Origin of the sequence: Rubripirellula tenax (assembly GCF_007860125.1) — a bacterium.
GTDB classification, from domain to species: domain Bacteria; phylum Planctomycetota; class Planctomycetia; order Pirellulales; family Pirellulaceae; genus Rubripirellula; species Rubripirellula tenax.
The window spans coordinates 1236335-1253400 of sequence record NZ_SJPW01000002.1 but is presented as its reverse complement, the minus strand read 5'-3'; the positions used below and the strand labels follow the sequence as shown (position 1 = coordinate 1253400).

General features: G+C 57.9%; 17 protein-coding genes. 2 read left to right on the top strand and 15 right to left on the bottom strand.

Annotation, left to right across the window (positions count from 1 at the left end; genetic code table 11):
* Nucleotides 1-8: 8 nt before the first annotated feature.
* Nucleotides 9-2147, bottom strand: coding sequence for a serine/threonine-protein kinase (locus tag Poly51_RS10390; RefSeq protein ID WP_146456932.1), 2139 nt, complete (start codon nucleotides 2145-2147; stop codon nucleotides 9-11).
* 247 nt (nucleotides 2148-2394) lie between these two features.
* Between Poly51_RS10390 and Poly51_RS10385 the strand changes: the two genes are divergently transcribed.
* Both Poly51_RS10385 and queC read left to right on the top strand, forming a co-directional pair.
* The gene (locus Poly51_RS10385; protein ID WP_186775458.1) at nucleotides 2395-3351 is read left to right on the top strand and encodes a 3'-5' exoribonuclease YhaM family protein; all 957 of its coding nucleotides are present in this window, start codon (nucleotides 2395-2397) and stop codon (nucleotides 3349-3351) included.
* On the top strand, nucleotides 3348-4049 hold the full coding sequence (queC, locus tag Poly51_RS10380; protein WP_146457371.1) for a 7-cyano-7-deazaguanine synthase QueC: 702 nt from the start codon (nucleotides 3348-3350) through the stop codon (nucleotides 4047-4049). The genes Poly51_RS10385 and queC overlap by 4 nt, the downstream gene beginning before the upstream one ends.
* On the opposite strand, the gene Poly51_RS10375 is transcribed toward queC, so the two are convergent.
* From Poly51_RS10375 to Poly51_RS10315, 14 genes are all read right to left on the bottom strand, one after another.
* A complete protein-coding gene (locus tag Poly51_RS10375; protein ID WP_146456930.1) occupies nucleotides 4046-6661 on the bottom strand; it encodes a glycosyl hydrolase-related protein in 2616 nt (871 codons plus the stop codon). The two genes, queC and Poly51_RS10375, sit on opposite strands and share 4 nt — an antisense overlap.
* Before the next feature lie 27 nt (nucleotides 6662-6688).
* Nucleotides 6689-7141 carry a YraN family protein gene (locus tag Poly51_RS10370; RefSeq protein WP_246114398.1) on the bottom strand — a complete coding sequence of 151 codons (453 nt, stop codon included), beginning with the start codon at nucleotides 7139-7141 and terminating at the stop codon, nucleotides 6689-6691.
* A gap of 154 nt (nucleotides 7142-7295) precedes the next feature.
* Complete coding sequence (gene rplS, locus Poly51_RS10365) at nucleotides 7296-7649, bottom strand: 50S ribosomal protein L19 (protein WP_146456928.1); 354 nt, start codon at nucleotides 7647-7649, stop codon at nucleotides 7296-7298.
* Between the two features lie 9 nt (nucleotides 7650-7658).
* Nucleotides 7659-8378: a tRNA (guanosine(37)-N1)-methyltransferase TrmD gene (gene trmD / locus Poly51_RS10360; RefSeq protein WP_146456927.1), complete on the bottom strand. Its 720-nt coding sequence runs from the start codon at nucleotides 8376-8378 to the stop codon at nucleotides 7659-7661.
* A 28-nt stretch (nucleotides 8379-8406) separates the two neighbouring features.
* Entirely contained in the window at nucleotides 8407-8772 is a 366-nt protein-coding gene (gene rpsP, locus Poly51_RS31675) for a 30S ribosomal protein S16 (protein WP_390621775.1), read from the bottom strand.
* Nucleotides 8773-8948: 176 nt separating this feature from the next.
* Entirely contained in the window at nucleotides 8949-10421 is a 1473-nt protein-coding gene (gene ffh / locus Poly51_RS10350) for a signal recognition particle protein (protein ID WP_146456922.1), read from the bottom strand.
* 90 nt (nucleotides 10422-10511) lie between these two features.
* Nucleotides 10512-10979, bottom strand: coding sequence for a DUF420 domain-containing protein (locus tag Poly51_RS10345; protein ID WP_146456920.1), 468 nt, complete (start codon nucleotides 10977-10979; stop codon nucleotides 10512-10514).
* Nucleotides 10979-11644, bottom strand: a complete 666-nt coding sequence (locus Poly51_RS10340; protein ID WP_146456918.1) for an SCO family protein — start codon at nucleotides 11642-11644, stop codon at nucleotides 10979-10981. Before Poly51_RS10340 ends, Poly51_RS10345 begins: the two co-directional genes overlap by 1 nt.
* A 15-nt stretch (nucleotides 11645-11659) precedes the next feature.
* Complete coding sequence (locus tag Poly51_RS10335) at nucleotides 11660-12502, bottom strand: ABC transporter permease (RefSeq protein WP_246114397.1); 843 nt, start codon at nucleotides 12500-12502, stop codon at nucleotides 11660-11662.
* Nucleotides 12495-13406, bottom strand: coding sequence for an ABC transporter ATP-binding protein (locus Poly51_RS10330; protein WP_146456914.1), 912 nt, complete (start codon nucleotides 13404-13406; stop codon nucleotides 12495-12497). The genes Poly51_RS10335 and Poly51_RS10330 overlap by 8 nt, the downstream gene beginning before the upstream one ends.
* Before the next feature lie 6 nt (nucleotides 13407-13412).
* Nucleotides 13413-14405: a protoheme IX farnesyltransferase gene (locus Poly51_RS10325; RefSeq protein WP_246114396.1), complete on the bottom strand. Its 993-nt coding sequence runs from the start codon at nucleotides 14403-14405 to the stop codon at nucleotides 13413-13415.
* A 64-nt stretch (nucleotides 14406-14469) separates the two neighbouring features.
* Nucleotides 14470-15540 (bottom strand): COX15/CtaA family protein, encoded by a 1071-nt coding sequence (locus Poly51_RS10320; RefSeq protein WP_246114395.1) that lies wholly within the window; start codon nucleotides 15538-15540, stop codon nucleotides 14470-14472.
* The gene (locus Poly51_RS30380) at nucleotides 15537-15713 is read right to left on the bottom strand and encodes a hypothetical protein (protein ID WP_186775457.1); all 177 of its coding nucleotides are present in this window, start codon (nucleotides 15711-15713) and stop codon (nucleotides 15537-15539) included. Before Poly51_RS30380 ends, Poly51_RS10320 begins: the two co-directional genes overlap by 4 nt.
* Nucleotides 15710-16912, bottom strand: a complete 1203-nt coding sequence (locus Poly51_RS10315) for a cytochrome c (RefSeq protein ID WP_146456908.1) — start codon at nucleotides 16910-16912, stop codon at nucleotides 15710-15712. The genes Poly51_RS30380 and Poly51_RS10315 overlap by 4 nt, the downstream gene beginning before the upstream one ends.
* Between the last annotated feature and the right edge of the window lie 154 nt (nucleotides 16913-17066).

Here is a 17066-nt window from a genome sequence, read left to right as displayed (position 1 = left end):
GAAAACAACTATGGGTTTTTCACGCGAATTGCAATCGCCGGTGCTTTGCCGAGCGAACCTTCTTTGCTGCGGAAATAGGTTCGCTTTTCGGACCAATTTTGTCGCACCAAAGCGATCGTCACCAAATCGGACTCGGATGTTCGCAAGAACGTATCCAACGCCTCGCCCGCCATTTTGATGTGATCGGGCATGTCGTTCAATTGGTCGACCGGGTTGATGAACTGCAATGTGCCCAAAAAAGTTTGCCCCATCGTGCCCGAACGAAGCGGTGATTGTTGGAAGACCAAGTGGCCGACGCCCGTTTCCTTCCACAAAGGGCCCAATCCTTCGACGATCCCGTAGACTCCGAACTCATTCTTGCCCGTATTGCTTTCGCCGCCCAGGGTCAGCATCAGCACGGCGCGGTCGATGCTTTTTCGATCGATTTTAGTGGCTGCTAAATCGAAGCGGAAATAGATGTGCTCTTTGACCTCGCCTTTGTCACCAGCAAAACGAACCGCCTGTAACGCGTGTCGGCCGCCGAATGCCTCGTCGGACGTGCTGCTGACATAGGTGTCGGCACCGCGACCGGAATGAGTACGAACGATCTCAAAGCCCAGCAAATCGCTGTCCAGCAAATTTTCGTCGACGGAAAACCGCGAATTGCTTTTGCCAACCACCGTGCCACCGGGCGTTTGCAATTCGAACTCGACGTCATAGTCGCCGGCGGGTAACCCCTTGGTCATGACTTGAATTTCGAACTCTTGCGATTCGCCCGGACGAGGCAACTGCGTCGGTGAGAACTTTCGGGGAAACGTGGGCGCTCGACGTTTCTTTTGTCCTGCGGGCGTCAAAAAGGTCACCACATTGGCCACCAGCGAAGCTTTGGCATTGATCGCTCGAGGGTCGTCGCTATCGTCTAGCGCCTGATTGCTTAACCGCATCTTGAACCGCGAAACCTCACCCGCGGTGACTTCGTCGGATCCTGCGACCACCGGCGATAGTTCCAACTTTGCAAGCGAAGCCGCGGTGATCACGACGGGGCGCGATACGGGTTTGGATTCACGCTCGCGGGTTGGTTGAACCGGTTTGCTTGCTGTGCGTTTGGGCCGCATGGTCCATCCGGCAATCAATAACAACAACAGGCCGGCGATCGAAAGGACCCACCATGGCACCGGCGACTTTCGATTCGACACCGCGTGGGTTTCTTCCGCACGACGCGTTGGTTTCGAACCGGACGGCGCCGCAGGCTCGACCACGATCTGTGTCGCAGCTTGCATCTCGCCATGAAAGTTTCGCTCGATGTCGTCGACTAAGTCGACCAGCGCTAGCGCAGACTTGGGTCGGTCGCGAGCTTCTTTGGATAGCAGTCGGTCCACCAATTCGCAGAACGGTTCTGGGATCTCGGGAGCTACCGTTCGAAGTGGCGCGGGGGCGTGACAAAGGATCGCAATCAACTGGCCCGACATGGAAGCGGACCGCAACGGCAACCGGCCGCCACACAACTGGTAGAGGACGACGCCGAGGGCATAGAGATCCGTTCGATCGTCGACCGGTTCGTTGCGTGCTTGTTCGGGCGACAAATAACCGGGGCTGCCAACGACGCTGCCGCGACCAGTCAGGTGATCGGAACCAGCGACCGCCAGCCCAAAGTCCAGGATCTTAGCGCGGCCACTGGGCTCTTCCATCCAAATGTTGGCCGGTTTAATGTCGCGGTGGATTATTGCGCACGCATGGGCGGCCGCTAAACCGCACGAGACTTCGCGGGCAATGCGAATGACTTCGGGATACGAAAACTTACGATGGTCCTTGGGCTTTGACTTGATCCGATCGAACAGCGATTCGCCCTTGAGCAACTCCATCGCCAGATATGGCATGCCGCGTTGCAGGCCGACTTCGAAAATCGTCGCGACGTTGTCGTGGTGGACGGCGGCCATCGAACGGGCTTCTTCGACGAATCGTTTGCGGCTGTTGCTCGTCCCAGCCAGCTTTTTGTTCATCATCTTTAGGGCGACAGTCCGCTTCAGTCGCCCGTCTTCCGCCCGAAAGACCTCGCCCATGCCGCCCTGGCCCAAAAGACCGACGATGCGATATGGCCCCAATCGGCCAATTTCGTCATCCCGGGTCGGCGGGTCCAGAAAATCGTATTTGGGTTTAGCGGTGTTCATGAATCATGCAAACGTAGACGCTCGCGGACCCTTATTCAACGCTATCGGGGCCAAGTCTGACGCAATAATGGCAGCGGCGGGTGCGATCATGCCAGCCCTTTAGGCGGGGTGCGTTATGCCAGGCCTTGCCAATTCCATGGTTTTGCCGCCATCCTTTGCGGATCGGCGTTGCCGCCGCCGGACGACGATGCAGGCCGTTCGCGTTTTCATCCGCCGCTGTTTCCAACTTTCGACGAGTCGAACTCCTGTGAACCGTATCTCCGTATCTGAATTGTCCGACGGTCAGTCGGTTGAACAAGTGTTCCGTGCTGCGGACAAGCAATTGCGAGTCAATCGCCAAGGCGGAAAGTACATTTTGTTGAAGTTGTCCGACAAAACCGGCGTGATTGCCGGAATGTTGTGGAATGCAGACGAACGCATCTTCGAGTCGTTCGACCGTGGTGACTACGTGTTTTGCCGAGGACGTACCCAGATCCACAATGGGACGCTTCAGTTGATCGTCACTGAAGTCGAGCGAATGGACGAATCGGAAGTCACCGTCGCCGATTTCGAGCGATTTGACGCCAACGAATCCGAGCGATTGATGACGCGGCTTGCCGACTTGATCGGTGGGCTTGAAAACCAGTCCCTTCGCCGCTTGGGGGAAATCTACCTTGCCGATACCACGTTCGCGGAACGGTTCAAGAAAGCCGCCGCCGCTGTATCGAACCACCATGCGTTCCCGGGCGGTTTGCTGCGTCACACCGTTGACATGATGGAGATCTGCAAGCTGGTCGCGCCGCGCTATCCCCAATTGGATGCCGACTTGTTGTTGTTCGGTGCGTTTCTGCACGATTTGGGGAAGATCGAAGAACTCTCTTGCGATGGCGAGATCTCGTACACGGACCGCGGCCAATTGGTCGGACACATCGTGATCGGCGTGCAGATGCTTGGCGAAAAAATTGCAGCGTTTGAAAACGCGGGCGACGACTTCCCCGCAGAGTTGCGGTTGCACCTGGAACACATGATCGTCAGCCATCACGGTCTGATCGAATTTGGAAGCCCGAAGTTGCCAGTCATGTTGGAATCGGTAACGCTGCACCACATCGACAATCTGGATGCGAAACTTTGGGCGTACACCGCCGCGATCCAAACGGACGTGGGCGGTGACGAAAAATGGACAAACTACAACCCGTCGATTGGTCGCAAGCTGTGGAAGAAATGAAACCGTCTCAACCCGCCGTCGTCTTGTTGTCGGGCGGTCTCGATAGTGCGACGTGTCTGGCGATCGCTCGAAACGAAGGCTTCACGCCGCACGCGATCAGTTTTCGGTATGGGCAACGTCACCAATACGAACTCGACCGTGCGACGCGGGTGGCAGATGCGATCGGCGCCGCTTCGCACCGAATCGTTGACATCGACTTGGCCCAATTCGGTGGCTCGGCGCTGACGGATGCCAATATCGCTGTTCCGAAAACAGACAGCGTTGAAACGATGGGGGCTGAGATTCCGGTGACCTACGTGCCGGCTCGCAACACCGTCTTTTTATCGCTCGCGATTGCGTTCGCGGAAACCATCGGGGCACGCGATATCTTTATCGGTGTCAACGCGCTGGACTACAGCGGATACCCGGATTGCCGTCCCGAATTCGTTGCTGCGTTTGAAGCGATGGCGAACCTTGCCACCAAAGCGTCGGTGGAGAGTGACCGGCGGCTGATCATCCACACGCCGCTGATTGACCTGAGCAAGGCAGAGATCATCCGAACCGGGTTGTCACTCGGCGTCGACTACGCGAATACGCTTTCATGCTACGACCCCGGCGATGAAGGATGCGCATGCGGTCGCTGCGATGCGTGTCTATTGCGGGCGAAGGGCTTTGCCGCAAACGCAATGGATGATCCGGCGAGCCAACGGTCGATCTAGACGTTCACTTGCAGCGTCAGCCATCCACGGGCCGGGATCGCAACGGCAACTTTGCCATCGGCGACCTCCATGGGGCCGATGTCTGTTTCGACGTGCGTCACCTGCTTGCACGATGTGATCGGGCGATTCATCGATACGGTACAACGCGCCGGCTTGTCGGCAAGATTCCAAAGTCGAACGACAAATCCGTCGCGAGTATCGGCAACCTTCATTGCTGACGCGATGATGGAATCACTGGACACGTTCAGTATCGATAATTCAGTTGGGTGAAGCGGACCATCGAAGCTTTCGATTTGGCCGACAACCAACGGATTGGCGAACTCCATCGATCCCCGCATCGCTGCGGCGATCGTTCGTTTGGGTGACGACGCGGTCAGCGCAAAACGTTGGACAAACGTTTTGTCGCCACCTTGATCGGGAATGCCCAGTTTCGATCCGTCGACTTGTCCACCGGCCAGTGCATAGATCGTGTTGGATGACGAATCCATCGGATCGGTCCTAGCATCGCCGAGGTGAAAGAACAGACAATCGCGATTGGCGATGGTGACCGCTGCGGTGGTGTCTCGCATCAACACCATGCGATTCATCGTCAACCAGTCCGTTCGCGCATTTCGATCGGCATAGTCGCCGCCTTCGGCAAGCGTGGACGCGCGGATGACGGCGCCGACCTCTTCATGAACCGTTCGTGGGAAACGCAGATTGAATACGTATCGCCAGCTTTCAACGCTGGAAAAATTCTCGCGCAGTCGGTTGTCGATTTCGATCCGATCGAGGTGTTCAAACAGCGTCACTCGCGTGGTTCGAGCGATCGGTCGGGCGACATCGACCCGCACGGTCGTGCTGATCGGTCCCGATGATTCGATGCTGATTTTTCCGAGTGCCGGTTCCAAGTGATTTCCTCGGGCACCCGGTTTGATCATCACTTTGCCCAATCGCGTCGCGCCCCAGAAATCGATCGCTCCATCGGGTGAAACGATGATCGTGTCGTGCGCCGAGACCATTTTTCCGTCCGTAACTCGGATCGTTGCCGCAGCGGGTTGCGTTTTCCCGGCTCGCAACTCGAACACGCGATAGCCGCACGCGGGGATCTTCTCGGCCAGAAATCGCAACGACGTGTGGCCTTCTTGAACAGCCACTTGCGAGACGAGCGTTTTCTCGTTGGCCTTGTCGACGACATGCCAATCGTCGCCGTCGATGGCGACATCAACGACGTCGGTTCGTTCCCAGGACAGCGGATTGAAAACAAAGATGCGTCGGTTGTTCTTCAGATCGCTGGGGTCATCCGAGCCGATCAGTTCACCCAGCGCCTTTGCAGCCAAGTCGTGCAGTGAATCGACATAGTCGACGATTTGTCGGGCAATCTTTCGTTGCCACGCGGCGCGTTGTTTACGCGACACCGGCCCGTCGGCCGTCCAATCGTGTTCCCAGTAAAGTCCCATCGCGATCCACGCTTGGTCTCGCATCCCGTCCAACGAGCGATCGAAGCCGGGGCGTTCTTGTTCCACCATAACGGCCATCGCTTCGGCGGCGCGAAGTTTCTCAGTGGCCCGTTTGACCGATGCGGATACCTCGGCCAACGATGCCGAATACAATTCCCATTCATTGCCAAACGAACACTGAACCGCTGGTAAACCCTTGCCGTGGGTTTGTTCCATGTCGTGGAAGTAGTCCAGTTCATTGCTGACGATGACTTGTCGAGTTTCGTCGGTCATCCGCTGGGCGACCGCGGGAAAGCTGTTGACGGGATCGTCAAGTTCGACCTTGGTTTCAAGGTCGTCCCAGCCTTGACCGAACAGCCCCAATACATGGTGCGGGTTGCGGCTTTGGAAGTCAGCGTCTGTTTCGACAAATTTGATTGCGGCTTCGGGATAGCGGGCCTCGGCATACCCGCCGGGACCCTCGTTCCAATACGATCCGTTGGTGACGGGCTTGTACAACGAATACCACTTCATCAAAACGCGGCTGCCGTCGGGGCCGACCCACCAGTAAACGTCGTGGTCGCGGCGACTGGCGGAATCTTTGATCTTACTTGCACAGCCACAGATTCCTCGCCACGAATATCGTACGCCGCTGCCAGCCCAGAGCATGCCAAGACCCAGCGGCAACGTTTGGTTCTCCATCGCAACAGCCATCGGCAACCGAATCTGGTATCGACGCTCGACTTGGCCGCCATAGTACAGGCTACGAATCGCGGCTTCGGCAGGCATCGCGCCATAGCACGACACCAGGACCGTCATCGGAAACGAAATGTGCCCGCTTTTGATTCGCCGAACCAGCCGGTCAACTTGTTCGGGTGACTTGTGCTGTTCGTATTCGCGAAGCCATAGCAGTCCGTCGCAATTCCAACGGCTTTGGAAATGCAGTGGCCGATCATCGGTTTGATCGGCCAAGTCCAAATAGTGATCGATCGTCTCTAAAAATGCTTGACGATACGTCTGCTCGTCGGCCGTCCACATGTAATCGGTGTGGTCATCAGCGGCGATATAGATCCGCTTGCGATGGGCCCCGACATCGTCATCGCCCGTCGCTACTGCGGCGACGACCGAAGTGGATGCGGCCAAACGCAACATCAAGCGTCGTGAGATGGGTTGGCCAACGGATCCGTCTGGCATTTGAATAAACTCTCGTTCCACGGAAGTTCAAAACATTTGATACTCGCCGGCGACTTCAAACGCCGACTCATAGTGTTCGATCTTATCGGGTGATTTACCTTTGCCGTGCCACCAGACTGCGATCACGTCGAAACGGGCGGTGATACCCAAGAGACTCTTGCGTTTCAAGTAACGCAGCGCCGCTCGAGATACCCTGCCCTGCTTTTCTGCGTCGACGCGTTCGGCTGGGTGCCCTGGTTTGGTAGTCGAGTGGGTTTTGACTTCGACAAAGATGATCGTTTTTTTCTTTCGGTCGATCGCGATCAAATCGATCTCGCCGCCTTTGTCGGATTCGCTTTCAGCAACGACGACCAGGCCTTTTTGGCGAAGCAATCGAGCGGCAGCTTGCTCGCCCCGCTTTCCCACCGAGGCGTTCTGGTCAATCGCACCGAACCGAATGTCGATGTATTGGTCGTGAACGCGTTTGACAAGTGGATGCACCGGAGCAGGCCCCTTGAGCACGTGACTATGAAACCGCCAACCCTGTATGGCCCTGCGACGGAGTCGCAGGGTGTACGTTTTTTTCGTGAACTGCTTTGCAGTTGTCCCGGCAACGGAGTCGCGGGTCCACGTAGGGTGCTGATCCAGCACGCTTTTACGTGCGGCGACGCTCTTTCAGGCGGACTGCCTTGCCGACGCGACCACGCAAGAAGTACAGCTTTGCACGTCGGACGACGCCGCTGCGCGTGACTTCGATCTTTTCGATTCGTGGGCTGTGGACGGGGAACTTGCGTTCCACACCTTCGCCCGCGACGATGCGACGGACCGCGAACATTTCTCGCGAACCGCTGCCGCTTCGTGCAATGACGACGCCCGAGAACACTTGGATGCGTTCCTTGTTGCCTTCAAGAATCTTCAAGTGAACATCGACGGTATCGCCGATTTCGAACTTGGGCATTTCATCTTTCAAGGCGGTCTTTTCGACCAGGTCCATAATCGCTTTGGACATTTTTATAGCTCACTCGTTGGGGTGTTTGTTTTCGATTTCGTTCTCGGCTAGCAAATCGCTACGCCGGGACTGGGTTCGCAATCGACTCTGTTCCGCTCGCCATTTGGCGATGGCTCCGTGATCGCCGCCCGTCAGGACGTCGGGCACGGTGTGGCCTCGGAACTCTCTCGGTCGCGTGTATTGTGGAAACTCGAGCAACCGGTTTCCCTGGCTGAACGAGTCATCAATGTTGCTTTGTTGATCGCCCAGCACGCCAGGGATCAACCGAATCACTGCTTCGATAATCACCATCGCTGCCACTTCGCCGCCGTTAAGGACGAAGTCGCCGATGCTGATTTCCTCGGGTTGCCAAATGTCTGTCACGCGTTGGTCGAATCCTTCGTAGCGCCCGCACAGCAGGATCAACCGCTGGTCGGATGCGAATTCTTCAGCCATGCGTTGGTCGAACGTTTTGCCACCGGGTGTCAACAAGATTCTTCTTGCTCTCACCGCTGACATCGCTTCGACTGCTTCGACACACTTCACCGTCGGTTCGACTTGGATCAGCATCCCAGGGCCGCCGCCGAACGGTTTGTCATCAACCGGACGGTGAACAGACTGGGGTGCAAATTCTCGCAAGTCGTGCCGATGAATATCGACGAGTTCGTTCTTAATCGCTTTGCTAAGAAGTCCTTCGCCAAGGTAACCCTCGAACAACGCCGGAAAGAGCGTGACGATATCGAATCGCATGGTTCTCTTTCAAACGTTCATCAATCGACTATTCGGACGCAGTTTCTTCCGCAGGTGCGGCTTCGGCAGCAGCTTCTTCGGCTGGTGCTTCCGGCGCAGCTTCGGCCTTCGGTTCTTCCTTCTTCGGCTTGGCCGGTTCGGGCGGTGCCGGAGTGTATTGTTTGCGTTTGCCGAGGCGTTCCATGGCTGCCTTTTGAGCTTCCAAGTGAGTGCCTTCAGTGCCGTACTTCTTGATCAGCACGCCGACCTTGTCGCTCGGTTGTGCGCCAACACCCAACCAGTAATCGATTCGTTCACCTTTAAGGTTGACGCGAGCATCCGTTTCGGGACACATCGGGTCGTAGGTTCCCAGTTCTTCGATGACGCGACCGTCACGAGGGCTACGTTTGTCCATCGCAACAACGCGATAGAAAGGGCGGTGAGCACGCCCCATTTTCTTCATTCGAATTCGAACTGCCATAAGTTTTTTGTTCCTAAAGGGAAACGAGTTTCGACGACTAGTCAGACTTCCTGGAAACCAAAACGTTTTCGGTAATCCGGGTCGGTGCCAGAACGACTGGCACTTTCTACTTACTTCTTGCGTTTCATTCGGCGTTTTAGCTTTTCACGCTCTTTTTTCTGCTGAGCCCGTTCGTTGGCGCTCAGCCTTTTACCGGTGCTTTTCTTAGCAAGCTGCAGTCCGCCGCCCATGGGATCACCCATGCCGCCGGCCTGCAGTTGCTGCATCATCTTCATTCGGTCGCCCATTCCGCCGCCCGCCATGCCCTGCATCAACGGCTTCATGACTTCGAACTGTTTGATCAATTGCGAGACGATCGGCGTCTGCACTCCGGCGCCTTTGGCGATCCGGTTGCGACGGTGGGCATCGATGATCTTGGGGTTGCGACGTTCTTCCATCGTCATCGCGTTGATCGCGCCGATGGTCTGGTTGATGCCTTTGGACGCTTCGTCGCTTTCCAGCACGTCCTTGAATTGCCCCATGCCCGGCATCAAGCCCATCATGCGTCCCATGATGCCAGGCTTCGAAACCTTTTGCATCATGTTTTTGAAGTCGTCCAACGTGAAGTCGCCCGACGCCATCTTGGCCTCGAGTTCTTCGCGTTCTTTTTCGTCGACGATTCGGTGCGCCTCGCGAGCCGCAGCGACGATATCGCCCATCTGCAAGATTCGGCTCGCCATTCCTTCGGGGCGGAACGGTTCAAGAGCATCAAAGTGCTCGCCGGTGCCGATGAACTTGATCGGCACACCGGTGACTTGCTTGACCGACAGCAACGCACCGCCGCGTGCGTCGCCGTCCAACTTTGTCATGATGACGCCGTCGAGCTCGAGCGCTTCGTTGAAGGCACCCGCGCTGTTGACCGCGTCTTGGCCGGTCATGCCGTCGACGACCAAATAAACTTGGTCGGGCGAGACCTTCTTGTCGATGCGTTTGAGTTCCGCCATCAACGTTTCGTCGATCGCCAATCGGCCGGCCGTGTCCAGGATCACGACACGGTTGCCGTCCTTGATGGCCTTGTCGACACCGGCTTTACAAACCGCGACCGGATCTTGATTGCCTTTGTCGCTAAAGACGGGAACACTTAACTGGTCGCCGATGACGTGAAGTTGGTCGATCGCGGCCGGACGCTGCAAGTCGGCGGCGACCAATAGCGGCGTGATGTTTTCTTCTTTGAGTAACTGGGAAAGTTTGCCGCACGTCGTCGTCTTACCGCTGCCTTGCAGGCCGCACAGCATGATGATTGTCGGACCGTCTTTCTTCAGGTGCAGCGACGGGTCGACTGGACCCAAGATCGAGATCAGTTCACTGTGGACGATGTTGACCAGTTCTTCGTGCGGCCGAAGACTCAACAATACCCGTTTGCCCAGCGCCCGCTCGGACACCTGAGCCATAAAATCCTCGACGACGCTGTAGCTGACGTCAGCCTCCAGCATTGACCGTTTCACGATCTCCAGCCCGTCTTGCATATTGCCTTCGGTCAACTTGCCTTTGCCGGACAAGCTCTTGAAGGCGGACTGCAGACCGTCGGAGAGGGACTCAAACACGAAAAATCGGCTCGGAAGCGAGAAATACGGGCAAATGCGGGGAAATCGAAGCCCGGTAGTCTACGCAAACAAGGTCCGATCTGTAAATGGCTAGACCGCGTACAGTTGATACAGCATCGCGTAAACCATCACGCCGGTCACCGAAACGTACATCCAGATCGGAAACGCATAGCGGACCAGCTTCTTGTGGGCCACGATTCGGCCCGTTTTGGCAAGATATACGGCCCGCACCGCCAAGAAAGGGACCGTGATCGCCAAAATTAGGTGAGTCCCCAAAATGCCGTAATAGGTGTACCGGGCCGCATCCGAGGCAATCGCCGGATCGGTCGGGAACCGCTTGTTCGGCTCGCCCGTCGCTTGGAACAACGCCACTTTGTGGAACAGGTAAAGCACCAGGAACAACGCGCTGACCCCCAGGGCCGCCAGCATGTATTTCTTGTGGACTCGAGCCTTGCCCCGCTTGATGTTCACCAACCCGAACGCCAGCAGCACCGCGGCGGTGGCGTTTAGTGCCGCGGTGACGTGAGGAAGGTTGTCCGCCAAAAATTGCCAATTCATCACGAGTCTTGGTCTTTCATCATTTCGCGGATCTGTTCTTTCATGGCCGCCAATTGGCGTTTCTCGGGCCAATTGTAAAAGCCCTCGATCTCGCCCTTCGGGTCAACCAAGACGAACCGTTCGGTGTGGAATTGTTTGTTGACCGGTTGCCGAAATATCTCGGCACCGATGCGGCGGATGTATGTCAGGTCGCCGGTCATGAACAGCCATTGTTCTTCGTCGGCACCGAACCGGGCCGCGTATTCCCGCAGTTTCTCCGGGGTGTCGTTTTCGGGGTCGACCGAGATCGCGACAAAGCGAACGCCCTGGCCTTCGAATTCGTCCTGCAGTTCTTTGATGATCTGATTCTGTTGGACACAAATGCTGGGGCACGTGCTGAAGAAGAAACTGACGACGTACGGATGGCCGGCCAGGTCTTCGCTCTTGATCGTCTTGCCGCTGCGCTCGGTCAACTCGAACCGGCTCAGCCATTCTTCGTCCTCGGGCGGCTTCGTCGGTGTCGCGTTTTCAATCTCGTTGGGATCGGTCGCCGCGGGCCCATCGTTGGTGAACACGGTTTCATCGGGACCGGGACCACCGAATCGTGCCGGTCGGAACGATCGGATTGCCAAGCCCAGCCCGACGCCGATCAAAAGAATCATCACAACGTTTGTCAGTGTTTTCATATTCGTTGGGCTCCTCTATACAATCACGTCAACCTTGCGACTGCCACGCATCAAATACCACGCGATCAACGTCGTCACCACGGCCATCGCGATCGAAACCGCCCAACACAGGGGCGACGACGGCGCGAAACCGACGGCAGCAAAATCAATATGCGGAAACATCAACCGGCGAAGCTCGACCATCGAATAGCTAAGCGGGTTCACGCGCATGATACCGCCCAAGATCCATTGTCCCCAGCTCGCCGACGCGTCCAGAACCGGAATCGGAAAGAACGAACCGCTGAGCAGCCACATCGGCATCAGTCCCAGCATCATGATCGCATGGAACCCCTGAGTGCTCTCCATCGGCCATGCCACGATCATGCCCAGCGAACACATCGCCACCGCGACGACCGCCAGCAGCACCAAGATCGGGATCACCGTCCAGCTGATCGAAACGGTGCCGACCACGTACACCAGCGTCAGGAACACGGCCGCTTGTACCCAGGCGATCGCGGATCCGCCGATCACCTTGCCGAACAACACCGGCCAACGACCCACCGGCGCGACCAGGACAGATTGCATGAAGCCTTCGCGTCGGTCTTCGATGACCGAGATCGTGGCAAAGATTGCGGTGAACAGGACGATCAGCCCGAGCGTTCCCGGCAAAAAGAACTGCATGAAGTCCAGTTCGCCTGATCCCGAGAACGCACCCTTCAGCCCGGTACCGAACAGCAGCCAGAACAGCAGCGGTTGCAAGATCGCTGCCGTCACGCGATTGCGTTGACGAAAGAATCGCACCCACTCGCGCCGCGCCAGCATCCAGGCCGCCCCGTAGCCGTCGGCAATCGTTGGGGCATGTCTCGCTTGGTTACTCAAAGACTTTTCCTGTTTTGGCGACGAACACATCTTCCAGGCTTGGCCTTCCGATCGAAATCGATTCCGCTTTGTCGCCCAGTCGTTCCAATAGCGTCGCCACCAGCGGCCCCGGTGCATCGGTGCGCAACCGGATCTGGTGGTGCAAGCATTGAGCGTCCAGGCCGAGTTCGTTTCGCAGGATCTGTTCGACTTCGGTTTCGCACGACGTCTCGATCGTCACCAACCCGTCGCCCATTTCGCTTCGCAATCCGTGCGGCGTCCCTTCGGCGATTTTTTTGCCGCTCGACAAAATGGCGACTCGGTCGGCCTTGTCGGCTTCTTCCAACAAGTGCGTCGTCATCAGTACCGCCATTCCCTCGTCGGCCATCTTGCGAATGGCACTCCACAGATTCAACCGCGCGGACGGGTCCAAGCCTGTGCTCGGTTCGTCCAGCAGCAGCAATCGTGGTCGGTGCAGCATGCCCTTGGCAAGTTCGACGCGTCGTTTCAGTCCGCCCGACAGCGATTCGCAAAAGTCTGCGCGTCGGTCCGTCAACTCCAGCATCGACAGCAGTTCGTCACGTCGCTTTGCTAGGTCTGCTCCGCGGATTCCGTAAAGCGCCGCTTGGCAGGCGATGTTTTCGTCGACGGTTAGTTTCTTATCCAAGCTGGGCGATTGGAACACGATCCCGATCTGGCCTCGCACGGCCAACGGGTTCGCCTTGGCGTCGAAGCCGCCGATCGTGATCGATCCCTGTTGCAGCGGCAGCAGCGTACACAGCAATCGAAACAGCGTCGTCTTGCCGCTGCCGTTCGGTCCCAACAACGTGACGATCTCGCCGCCGTCGACCGACAGATCCACGCCACCGAGCGCCACATGGTCACCATAGGCGTGGTGAATTTCTTTCGCGATACAAACTGGCATCAACGATTACCAGAACACGCGAAGGGTGACGATCAAAAGCACCGCCGGCAGCACCAACAACGACGACCGCAACAACTTACGAGCTCGTCCGTCGTCGGGCGATTTCGTAAACTGTATCGACGCCTTCAACATCGGTACCGTCGCGATCAGGACTCCGATCGCCGCGGGAATTGCGAACCACGAAAAGCCGTCGATGAAACACAGTGCGACACCACAGGCGATCAACGCAAGCGAACCGACGATGCTTTGCCATCCGGCGCTGCGTCCGGTCGGTTCGACGGTGGTGGTCATCTTAAAGCCCGCCGCGTCATACTGGTGTCGATACATCCAAGCGATCGCCATGAAGTGCGGATACTGCCACGTCGCCAGCACGCCGAATAAAAGCCAGCCGCTTACGCCCGTGATCGATCCGCCCATGGCGGTGTAGCCGATCAAGACCGGCAGCGCTCCGGCAACCGCACCGACCGTGGTGTTCCAAGCCGTGCGAGTTTTCATCGGCGTGTAAACCAACACATAAATCAACCAGGTCGCGATCCCCGCGATCGCGGGGATCGCGCCGAACATCGACCACAAAATCGCGGATCCGCCGATCCCCAACGCGGCGGTGTAGGCCACCGCGGGGAACAGGGCGACACGACTTGCCGGCAGCGGCCGATTCGCCGTTCGCGTCATGTTGCAATCGATCACGCGTTCCCAGATTTGGTTCGCCGCGCCGGCGCTTCCCGATATCGCCGCGGTGCCCAGCATCAGCCACAGCCAATCGACCATCGAAATCAAACCGCCCCCGCCGATGATGGCGGTCGCGGTTGTGGTCACCAAGATCATGGTGACGATACGAGGCTTGGTCAGTTCGACGTAATCACGAAAAACGGACGGCGTGGCCTTCGCTTTGGCGTTGCTTTGCGATCGGTCCAAAACTTCGGCACTCCCCTGCCCTACCCTGGTCGGTTCTTTCGAGGCACTGGCGCGGATCGGCTTAATTGCGGATGCATTGGTCATGGTTGCATCCTGCGGGGATGCATCGGCCGTCAGAAGATCAGTCGCCATGTCGGAAAAGCCGGTCCTAGGAAGTAACGGTCGCGGGAACGGAATCGGACGAGACCGCTAGTTCAGGTTGTTTGGTGATGGCGGAATCATCGCTGGGCGATTCGTTTCGTCGCCTCGATCTTTCTCTTCCTAACCGTGCAGTCAGCATCGCCGAAACTGCCAAAATCAGCGACCCCGTTGCCACGTGAGCCGTGACAATGATCGAATCGGCGAATCCCTTGGCTCGAATCAGGAAGTCCGCCGAGCCGGGCACCCACTCTAAAATCGATGGCCAGCCGTAGTTGACGACCCAAGTACCGATTCCCAACGCGATCTGCACAGCCACCAATCCTACCAATCCCGCCGCAGGACGCGAGAGCGTCAAATCGCCGCATCGCCGAAGCCGCAGCCACGCCCCCCCCGTCGCGGCCCACAAAATGAACGCCGTCATCACGTGCAGCATAATGATCATGGCGAAAATGCCGGGCCGAGTCGTCGGTTGGACGTGCCGAAGTTGGGCACCCAGGACGAGTTGCAGGTAACTGAGTCCGATCAGGCAAAATCCAACGGCCAAGATGCCTCGACCGATTTTCGGTAATCCCATCGTCGTCGAATCGTTTCGCCGCCACCAAAAATCGCTGGTCACCACCGCTGCGACGACACAAACGGCAAAGAACGCCGGTCCGAAACACCCGTGGACCATCGCCAGAGTCCGGTCGCCCAGGACAACTCGCATGCCGCCAAGCAACCCTTGCGCGATCACCATTACCAGCAATCCGACGCAAAACCATCGCACCCAGCGCCGCGGTTCTTTCGCAAACGCGGCAATCACGATCCCGATCGCAACGAAGCCGACCACGGCGCCAAGCAATCGGTGCCCGTGTTCGATGAACAGGTCGAACGGACCCAGCAACCAAGTCTTATACGGATACAGAAACAAGTTGTACCCGTAGGTCGCTGGCCAGTCGGGAACCGCCATGCCGGCGTCATAGGTCGTCACCAATCCGCCGACCCAAATCAGCGGCCAAACCAAGCATACCGCCAGCACACACAACCGGTGCAGCCAGCGGGCGGGACGAATGTCGGTGGTGGGAAGTGTGTTTGTCATCGTCGTTTTCTGGCGTGCCATTGCTCGGCGGTGATCGCGCCGACGACACAGAAGCTGGCACCAAAAATAGCCGCCGGCATCAGTCCCCCGTACCCGAGGAAGCTCATCAATACCCAGCCGGCAATCAATCCGGAAACGGCGCCGATTCGTCGCGCGGTGTCTTTGGCGATCAAGTGCTTGGGCCGCCGGTTTCGAGTGGTCGGGGGTCGAGCGACTGCAGGTATCGCACCAGGTCCCAGACTTGATCGCGGGTCAATCCACGGCCGTCTTCTTCAGCAACGACTTCCACGCCCGGCATCGGTGTGCCAGCGATCCCTTGGGTGACACGGCGATACAGCGTTGCCGCATCTCCGCCGCCGCGATACACGCCCTGTGTCAAGTTTCGCGGTTCGGCCGGTCGCGGCGGTAGTGCCCCCGCTTTGCGAAACGGACGCATGTCGTCGCGGTCGCTTGGCGTCAGCCCCAGTCGCGTTGAGTACTCTTTGCCCCAATCATCAAAGTCCAACATTACCGCTTCGCCGTTGCCGCCCGGTCCGTGGCATCCGACACAGTTGGCGATCTTGCCGTGAAAAATCTCGTTACCTCGCGCGATCGATTCGGCAATCGCCGCTCCGTCGATTGCGTCGGGTTCGGGCACCGTCACCACCTGCCCACTGGCCGACGTCCAATCACCGATCACTCGTTCAAGAACCTCCTTTACGACGTCCGCACCTTCGGTTTCGCCGCGTGCCGCCAGTTGCAAATCGGCATCCACCGATTCGTCGTCGCCGTAACCCAACTCGTCGATCGCAGCCGCCATTGTTCGCCGTTCGACCTCGCCGCGAATCGATAGATAGATTACATAGTCGATCAACGTCTCCAGGTCATCCGGCGCGACCGCCGCGAACGATGGCATTGCTGAACCTCCAGCACCGTGCTGCAGAATCGCCCGCAGGTCATCGCGAGTCGGCTTGGCCGCCCGCTCGGTCGACTTCCATTTGAAAACGCCGTGGCGGAAGTTGCGGGGATGCGGTTTCTGGTACAAGCTGGCCGGTCCCGCGCCACCGCCATCGATCCCGTGACACGTCACACAGTGTTCGCGGTAAAGCCCCAGGTGTGTGCCGTCCTTCTCGCTTGATACTGCCCCGGCCGCGCGAACCAGTCGCTTCAGGTCGACGACCGACTTCGCCCCTTCGGGGATCTTGGGCTGGTCGGGGGTCCCAAACAGAGCCTGCGTTACCGCAGCGGCGTCGCGGCCGGCGGCTTCGGTGTTGGCCGATCGGGATCGAGCCAGTGTCAACGAAAAAACGTCGTTGGGCGCAAACGATCCAACGGGCGCATCGCAGCCCATCAGGGCGGCGCACATCAGGATCAGGAGGGGCGATCGCCACATGGGTGAAAATTCGCGGACAAGGAGTGAAGGACACGTCATGCGAATTGAACCGCGAAACGCCGCCCACCGCAAACGCTACCGATTGTCGCACCCCCGAAGCGATCGGCCCGACGGCGCAGCAACTCGTTCACTAGCATCGCAAAAAAAAGACCAG